The organism is Streptococcus mitis (assembly GCF_047464945.1).
Lineage (GTDB): Bacteria > Bacillota > Bacilli > Lactobacillales > Streptococcaceae > Streptococcus > Streptococcus mitis_EA.
Genome location: NZ_JASHAX010000001.1, coordinates 538,117 through 544,604 on the forward strand (window position 1 = coordinate 538,117; position 6,488 = coordinate 544,604).

At 38.9% G+C, this 6,488-nt stretch carries 8 protein-coding genes, 1 pseudogene and 1 other annotated feature; of the genes and pseudogenes, 1 reads left to right on the forward strand and 8 read right to left on the reverse strand.

What is annotated here, in order from left to right:
* Positions 1-93: 93 nt before the first annotated feature.
* The 4 genes from cbpE to QM424_RS02680 are packed head-to-tail and all read right to left on the reverse strand — an operon-like array spanning position 94 to position 4,223.
* Positions 94-1,977, reverse strand: a complete 1,884-nt coding sequence (cbpE, locus tag QM424_RS02665) for a phosphorylcholine esterase CbpE (protein WP_414392858.1) — start codon at positions 1,975-1,977, stop codon at positions 94-96.
* A 2-nt stretch (positions 1,978-1,979) separates the two neighbouring features.
* Positions 1,980-2,867: an RluA family pseudouridine synthase gene (locus QM424_RS02670; protein ID WP_414392860.1), complete on the reverse strand. Its 888-nt coding sequence runs from the start codon at positions 2,865-2,867 to the stop codon at positions 1,980-1,982.
* Positions 2,857-3,318 carry a signal peptidase II gene (gene lspA / locus QM424_RS02675; protein WP_033681917.1) on the reverse strand — a complete coding sequence of 154 codons (462 nt, stop codon included), beginning with the start codon at positions 3,316-3,318 and terminating at the stop codon, positions 2,857-2,859. The genes QM424_RS02670 and lspA overlap by 11 nt, the downstream gene beginning before the upstream one ends.
* Positions 3,315-4,223, reverse strand: coding sequence for a LysR family transcriptional regulator (locus QM424_RS02680; protein WP_001025694.1), 909 nt, complete (start codon positions 4,221-4,223; stop codon positions 3,315-3,317). The genes lspA and QM424_RS02680 overlap by 4 nt, the downstream gene beginning before the upstream one ends.
* Here QM424_RS02680 and QM424_RS02685 point away from each other — a divergent pair.
* Positions 4,216-4,287, forward strand: a pseudogene (locus QM424_RS02685) (AraC family transcriptional regulator); the annotation flags it as partial. The gene QM424_RS02680 and the pseudogene QM424_RS02685 overlap by 8 nt on opposite strands.
* A gap of 167 nt (positions 4,288-4,454) precedes the next feature.
* Here QM424_RS02685 and rpmA read toward each other — a convergent pair.
* The 4 genes from rpmA to QM424_RS02705 all read right to left on the reverse strand — a co-directional run bounded on the left by rpmA (position 4,455) and on the right by QM424_RS02705 (position 6,314).
* Entirely contained in the window at positions 4,455-4,748 is a 294-nt protein-coding gene (rpmA, locus tag QM424_RS02690; RefSeq protein ID WP_000916509.1) for a 50S ribosomal protein L27, read from the reverse strand.
* A gap of 16 nt (positions 4,749-4,764) precedes the next feature.
* The gene (locus QM424_RS02695; RefSeq protein WP_000613694.1) at positions 4,765-5,109 is read right to left on the reverse strand and encodes a ribosomal-processing cysteine protease Prp; all 345 of its coding nucleotides are present in this window, start codon (positions 5,107-5,109) and stop codon (positions 4,765-4,767) included.
* A gap of 15 nt (positions 5,110-5,124) precedes the next feature.
* Complete coding sequence (gene rplU, locus QM424_RS02700; protein WP_000109141.1) at positions 5,125-5,439, reverse strand: 50S ribosomal protein L21; 315 nt, start codon at positions 5,437-5,439, stop codon at positions 5,125-5,127.
* Positions 5,440-5,475: 36 nt separating this feature from the next.
* Positions 5,476-5,563 (reverse strand) — a sequence feature (ribosomal protein L21 leader region).
* A gap of 58 nt (positions 5,564-5,621) precedes the next feature.
* Positions 5,622-6,314 carry a YoaK family protein gene (locus QM424_RS02705; protein ID WP_414392862.1) on the reverse strand — a complete coding sequence of 231 codons (693 nt, stop codon included), beginning with the start codon at positions 6,312-6,314 and terminating at the stop codon, positions 5,622-5,624.
* Positions 6,315-6,488 lie beyond the last annotated feature (174 nt).

The following is a 6,488-nucleotide window of genomic DNA, read 5'->3' on the forward strand; positions in this document are numbered from 1 at the left end:
CTCCGATTCTTCATATTTATCCATTATAACATGAATAACAGGAAATAGAAAAGAGTTGATAGGAAAAAGAAGGCTCTAAAACCTTCTTTTTTACTACTGTTCTGATTCCGATTTGTTTGCACTCGTTTCAGAGCTTTGCGAAATTACTGAAGTCAAATCTTGACTAGTTGAAGAACTTGTAACACTTTCGTTCTGAGTCGTTACTTTATTTTCAAGATCTTTTTTCACTACTTCACTGGATTCTTTTGTTTCTGAATTACTTGTAACTTTAGTTGTAGCGGATTTCTCTACTGGAATATCCACTAACCAGGCACCACTTGAATCAACAGTATAACCTTCTGGTGTCTTGCCATTTACAAGTAATTGACCATTGTCTTTCAAGAAGTACCATTTATCCTTGTCCTTGATCCAACCCACGGCTCGTGAACCATCTTCCTTGTAGAAATACCAATTGTTTGCCTTTTTAAGCCAACCTTGCTTCATAGCTCCTGAATCTTCTAGATAATAATGGTTACCAGCAACTTCTATCTCACCTGTCTTCATGATACCAGCAGAATCCATATAGTACCAGGTTTCTTTATCTTCTACCCAGCCCGTTTTCATTTCCCCTGATTGAGCAAAGTAATACCATTGACCCTTATATTGAAGCCAACCTGTTTTCATAGAGCCATCCTTGGATAAATAATAATTCTGACCTCCAGTATTTATCCAACCAATTTCCATCTGGTTTTCTTTATTGAAATAATACCAGATTCCATCGATTTTCTTCCAATTTTTAGCTGATGCACCAGAGTCTGTCAAATAGAACCAACGATTGTTCCATTTTTTCCACTGATTCTGTAACAAGATACCCGTTTGGTTGAAGTAATACCATTCACCTTCGATTTCATTCCAACCGACAGCATATTCTCCTGTAGAATCAGGTGCTTGATACCACCAATTTCCATATGCACTCTTATGCCAACCAGCTTGAAAACTTGGAATCGGCTTGTAGGAAGTTGAAATGTTGACAAATCCATCTTGTCGAATCTCAAAAACTGTCGCATCATAGTCTTTGCTAGCTGCATTAATTCTCTCAATTCCACGTTCTTTGAGCCAATTGACATACTCACTATCAACACCATTTTTCCAAGGTAGACTATCTGAAGTTTGAACAATCAAACTCGGACTCAAATTTTTAATAAAATTCTTTGTGTTTGATTTGTTGGTATCATCGTGATGATTAAACTTCATCAAATCAACTTTTCCAATAAGAGGACCATACTTATCTTCCGCTCCATGAACATTATCTAAGTCGCCCCCAAGGTAAATTTTCTTGCCATTGACTTTCACTACACTAATCAGAGAATTGGAATTGTCATCCCAAATTTTCTTTAATTCACCTGATGAATCTGTTTCATTTTCATAATTATAGAGCTGAATATCCATGTCCCCAAACTGAAAATGAGCATCTCCCTGTGTGATGTTTTGAATAACTGAAACATCTTTTTCGGCGGCAGTCTGTAAAACCTTATCATAACCGTACAGATTATCCCATAAACGTTCAGAATTAGTAATACGACTATCACTATATTTTTTAAGATAGACTCGGTCAACTGGATAGGTAGACAGTAATTCATCAACATTTCCAATATGGTCACTGTGAGTATGGGTTACCAAAATAAAATCAAGTTTTTGAACACCCAATTCCTTCAAACGACGAAAGACACGATCTGTTAGAACATGCTTATAAGACGTTTCAATTCCTTCTCTCCATGGATAACGAGAATCACTTCCATCTGGGAAGTCATAATCTTCTCCTGTATCCACCATGGCAAAATGTCCATTACTTTCAAGAATGATTGCATCACTGCCACCTTCATGAACATTAATAAAGTGAATTTTATTTCCTGAACTTTCTTGAGCTTGAACATTTCCATACCATGACAAGCCTAAAAAAGCGCCTGCAAGTACTAAACTAGTTAATTTCTTTTTCATTCTTACTTTCTCAATCTCTCCAATGTTTCCTTAAAAATCTCTGGGATATCTGCTGTAAATTCCAAGGTCTCACCTGTTCTCGGATGAGTAAAACCTAAAGTCTTAGCATGAAGAAATTGTCCATGCCCCTTAAGTGTCTTGCGAGGACCATAGACTTCATCACCAGCAACTGGATGGCCAATATAAGCCATGTGAACACGGATTTGGTGGGTACGCCCTGTTTCCAGCTGCAACTCCACTAAGCTATAATCACCAAAACGTTCCAAAACGTGGAAACGGGTAACTGCAGGTTTCCCTTTCGCAGTCACAGCCTGTTTCTTACGGTCTTTTTCACTCCGTCCAATCGGCGCTTCAATCACACCACGATCATTGGGCAGATTCCCATGAACAATCGCCCAATATTTTCGAAGAGATTTTTTATCCTTGAGTTCTTGGGCAAGTGCTAGATGTGCCTCATCATTTTTAGCAATCATAAGAAGACCTGACGTATCCTTATCAATTCGGTGAACAATTCCTGGGCGCAGAACCCCATTGATACCAGACAAGTCCTTAATATGATACATAAGGGCATTTACCAGAGTTCCACTAGTATGACCAGCACTCGGATGCACAACCATTCCCTGAGGTTTGTTAACCACGGCCACATCCTCATCTTGGTAGATGATATCTAGCGGAAGATTCTCAGCTACATACTCTAAAACCTCTGGTTCTGGCACATGGTAAATGACGACATCGCCCTCTTGGACAGTGTATTTAGCTTTCTTGACTTGACCATTGACCAAGACCTGACCTGATTTGATTTGTTCATTCGCGAGACTGCGTGATAATTCTGTCAAATCCGACAAAGCCTTATCTAAACGCAGACCACCAGTTTCAATTTTAATTTCCATTTATTTCCTCTTTTAACATTGCAATCAATAAAATAATCACTCCAACTGTCAGATAGCTATCTGCCACATTGAAAATTGCAAAATTGATAAAGTCAAGGTGAAACATATCCACAACAAAGCCCTGACTCACCCTGTCAATAAAGTTTCCAAGACCACCTGCGATAATCAAGGTCAAACCCAAGACCATCCAGAGTGAGTCCTCCATGTGTTTATGCAGATACCAAATGGCACCTACCACGACAACCAGAGTAATGACAGCAAATAACAACTGCTGATCTTGTAAGATAGAAAAGGCTGCACCTCGATTTTGCAGGTAGGTCAAACTAACGAAATTGGGAATCCAAGAGCGTACTTCACCCAGTGGAATCTGCTGGACGATATAGGATTTTACCAACTGATCAAGCCCAATCAAAAGTAGTACAATGACTGCCACTATTCCTCTTTTTTTCATGATTTCCTCTTCTGATTAAAATATTCTTGCATGACTTCTACAAAGAGAGTCCCAGCTTGACTAAGCTCCACTTCCTCACGTTTAACATAGACCATGCGATTATCTAAATTATCCTTGAGACGAATGACTGTGATGCCATTGACACTGTCACTATCTAAAAATCCAGATCCAGTCGCATAGGCATCCGTCCGCTCCAAAATGCCATTCAAAGTAGCACGGTCTGTCACATTGAACATCTGTGAGCTCGCACTGGTATCAACAAAGTTCTCTGAATAATAAAGGTACTCGTCTTTTTCTTGAGTGAAACGAACCGTTGGTAGATCAGCTAAATCCTCCATGACCAATTCCTCTTTCTGGGCTAAAGGATGCCCTTCACGAAGATAAATGTGGGTATGAAAGGGAATTAATTCAATAACCTCCAGACCTAGCTTTTCAACCCGTTGCATAATCCCCTTTTTATTTTGATTGTTGAGGTAGATAATCCCAATTTCACTGTGACCTTGCGCTACTTCATCTAAGATTTGAACAGTAGTCGATTCAAAAATACGGAAGTTCTTATAATCAGGATAGCGCTCTGAAAAGGCCGTAATGGTTGGTGGCAAGAAATCATAGTGCTGACTAGCAATGGAAAATTCATCTTTTTCTTCCTCAGGATTGGCATACTGATTTTGAAAAATATCAAATCCTTTAACCAATTCTTGCGCTTTTTCGTAAAATTCCATCCCACGACGGGTCAAGAAAGTCCCTGAACTAGTCCGACGGAAAATCTTAAAACCCAATTCTTTTTCCAAATCACGAACAGAAATAGACAGACTCGGCTGACTAACATACATCTTTTCAGCAGCTTCACGGAAAGTACCGCTATTCGCAATAGCCACAACATAGCGTAATTGTTGAATGTTCATCTTCTACCCCCAACTTCTTTATCTTTTCATTATACCATATTTTAGAAGTTTTCCATCGAAGAAAAATAATGTTACTCATAAAATTCATCTACACTAAGAACGAAAAAATCATGGGTACCAAAACAAAAAAAACAGGCTCTCCGAAAACTCGGAAAGCCTTATTTAATGCTACTTCTAGCTTCCTCGCCTTTACATTTCAAGGCTCGGGATAAAAAGGTTCACTGGACCTTTTTATTTAGCGATTGGGTAAACAGAAACTTGTTTTTTATCGCGTCCTTTACGTTCAAAGCGTACTACGCCTTCAACTTTAGCGAACAAAGTATCGTCTCCACCACGTCCAACGTTTACACCTGGGTAGATGTGTGTACCACGTTGACGGTAAAGGATTGATCCACCTGTTACAGTTTGTCCGTCAGCTGCTTTAGCTCCAAGACGTTTAGCTTGTGAATCACGTCCGTTTGATGTAGAACCTCCACCTTTTTTGTGGGCGAAAAGTTGCAAGTTGTTAAGAGTCATTTTTAACATAATGTTTTCCTCCGTGTTAGTTTTCTGTGATAACTCTGGTTTGGACGAACTCAGAAGAGTTCTCCGATAAGTTTGCCATACCTAAGAAAAATGATTCAAAGAATAACTGGGTCATTTCTCTCTGGTGTGAAGGAAGATCTTTTGGAATTTCAACCATCAGATAGCCACCTTCATCTTCGTTTAATTCTAGGATTGGTTCATAGCCTGCAAATTTCTCAATAGAATTGATAAAGTTAATGGCAAGCGTAGAAACCGATGCACACACGACATCAAAGCCGTATTCGCCACTCTCGGCGTGTCCAGTAATTTCCGCACTCCTCAGCTCGCCATCTTCGGCTCTCTCAAAGACTGCTTGTATCATGTGTTCTCCTTAAAATTAAGCGTTGATTGCGTTGATGACAACTTTTGTATATGGTTGACGGTGACCTTGTTTACGGTGGCTACCTTTTTTAGGTTTGTACTTGTAAGTAACAACTTTCTTTTGTTTTCCTTGTTTTTCAACAGTTCCAACTACAGTAGCTCCAGCAACAAGTGGAGTTCCGACAACAGTGTTTTCACCACCAACAAGAACAACTTCGTTAAAAGTAACTTCTTGACCAGCTTCAACGTTCAATTTTTCAACGTAAACTGCTTGACCAACTTCAACTTTAACTTGTTTTCCGCCAGTTTTGATAATTGCGTATGTGCTCATTATGCACCTCCTATGATTTTTATGGGTTTCCCCGATTTTTTTGTGAAGACTCGCCTAGCATCGTGGGACAAACCACTTAAACTTGAATAATCAAGCAACGATGTTCGTGCGGTTGCACAGGATCGTGCATAGTCAACTCTTCAAGTATAGCATATCTCCTATTTTCTTACAAGTAATAACACCTAAAATGAAGCTTTTTCTTTTACTTTTTTCCGCCACTTGACAAAAAGCATGCTGAGGTAAAAGATGCTCATCATAATAGGAACACCAAGAATGGTCTTTTCCTGATAGAAAATCGTCAAATAAGCTGAAAAGACAACACCAAGGACAAAACTACTAAGCAGGCTTACAAAGATAATCCCTTCACGTAAAAAAGGAGTGTGCTTGGTTCGGAAATAATCTCCAAAAGCTAGCATTGTTCGTTTGATATTCCCTGTCATAAAGGCATTATTGTAGGCAATACCCGAAACCTCACCAAAAGCAGTTGTCACCAAGCCCATACAAAAGGCTAAGGGCGGTACTAGATAGATATTCTCTACAGTTTGTGGTACAAATCCAATAATGATTGATAGGATTGCTAAAGGAATCAAGGACAGAATCGGTTTTTTCACAATTCTCAATTTTTCCTTATAAATCGTTAATAAAAAGACCCCCATCATAAAAGCTAGCAAGGTCATTACTTTGGCACTGGCATCTGACACATTGTGTTGAATGAGTCCCACTGATAGAAAGACGACATTCCCAGTTTGTCCAGCCACAAGAGTGTTCCCTCGCACAATAAACGTATAGGCATCTACATATCCTGCACAAAAAGTCAAAAAAAGCGCTAGTCTCTTAGACTGACGTGATATTTTTCTTATAGGTAATAGCCTCATTTTTCCTCCCATTTCATTTACTCATCTCATTATTGTACCACTTTCTTTGGGAAAGTCCTAGTAGCTTATTTTAAAATTTTTACCCTCTGTTGGATAGTCTCGTCTATCTATGTTATAATGAAAGAAGGATTTAAAATCGGAAAAGGAGTATCTATGCTTAAATTAGGTATCATT

Bases quoted from the DNA above. Each gene is read 5' to 3' on its own strand.
- cbpE (WP_414392858.1), bottom strand. From the start codon at position 1,977: ATGAAAAAGAAATTAACTAGTTTAGTACTTGCAGGCGCTTTTTTAGGC.
- QM424_RS02670 (WP_414392860.1), bottom strand. From the start codon at position 2,867: ATGGAAATTAAAATTGAAACTGGTGGTCTGCGTTTAGATAAGGCTTTG.
- lspA (WP_033681917.1), bottom strand. From the start codon at position 3,318: ATGAAAAAAAGAGGAATAGTGGCAGTCATTGTACTACTTTTGATTGGG.
- QM424_RS02680 (WP_001025694.1), bottom strand. From the start codon at position 4,223: ATGAACATTCAACAATTACGCTATGTTGTGGCTATTGCGAATAGCGGT.
- rpmA (WP_000916509.1), bottom strand. From the start codon at position 4,748: ATGTTAAAAATGACTCTTAACAACTTGCAACTTTTCGCCCACAAAAAA.
- QM424_RS02695 (WP_000613694.1), bottom strand. From the start codon at position 5,109: ATGATACAAGCAGTCTTTGAGAGAGCCGAAGATGGCGAGCTGAGGAGT.
- rplU (WP_000109141.1), bottom strand. From the start codon at position 5,439: ATGAGCACATACGCAATTATCAAAACTGGCGGAAAACAAGTTAAAGTT.
- QM424_RS02705 (WP_414392862.1), bottom strand. From the start codon at position 6,314: ATGAGGCTATTACCTATAAGAAAAATATCACGTCAGTCTAAGAGACTA.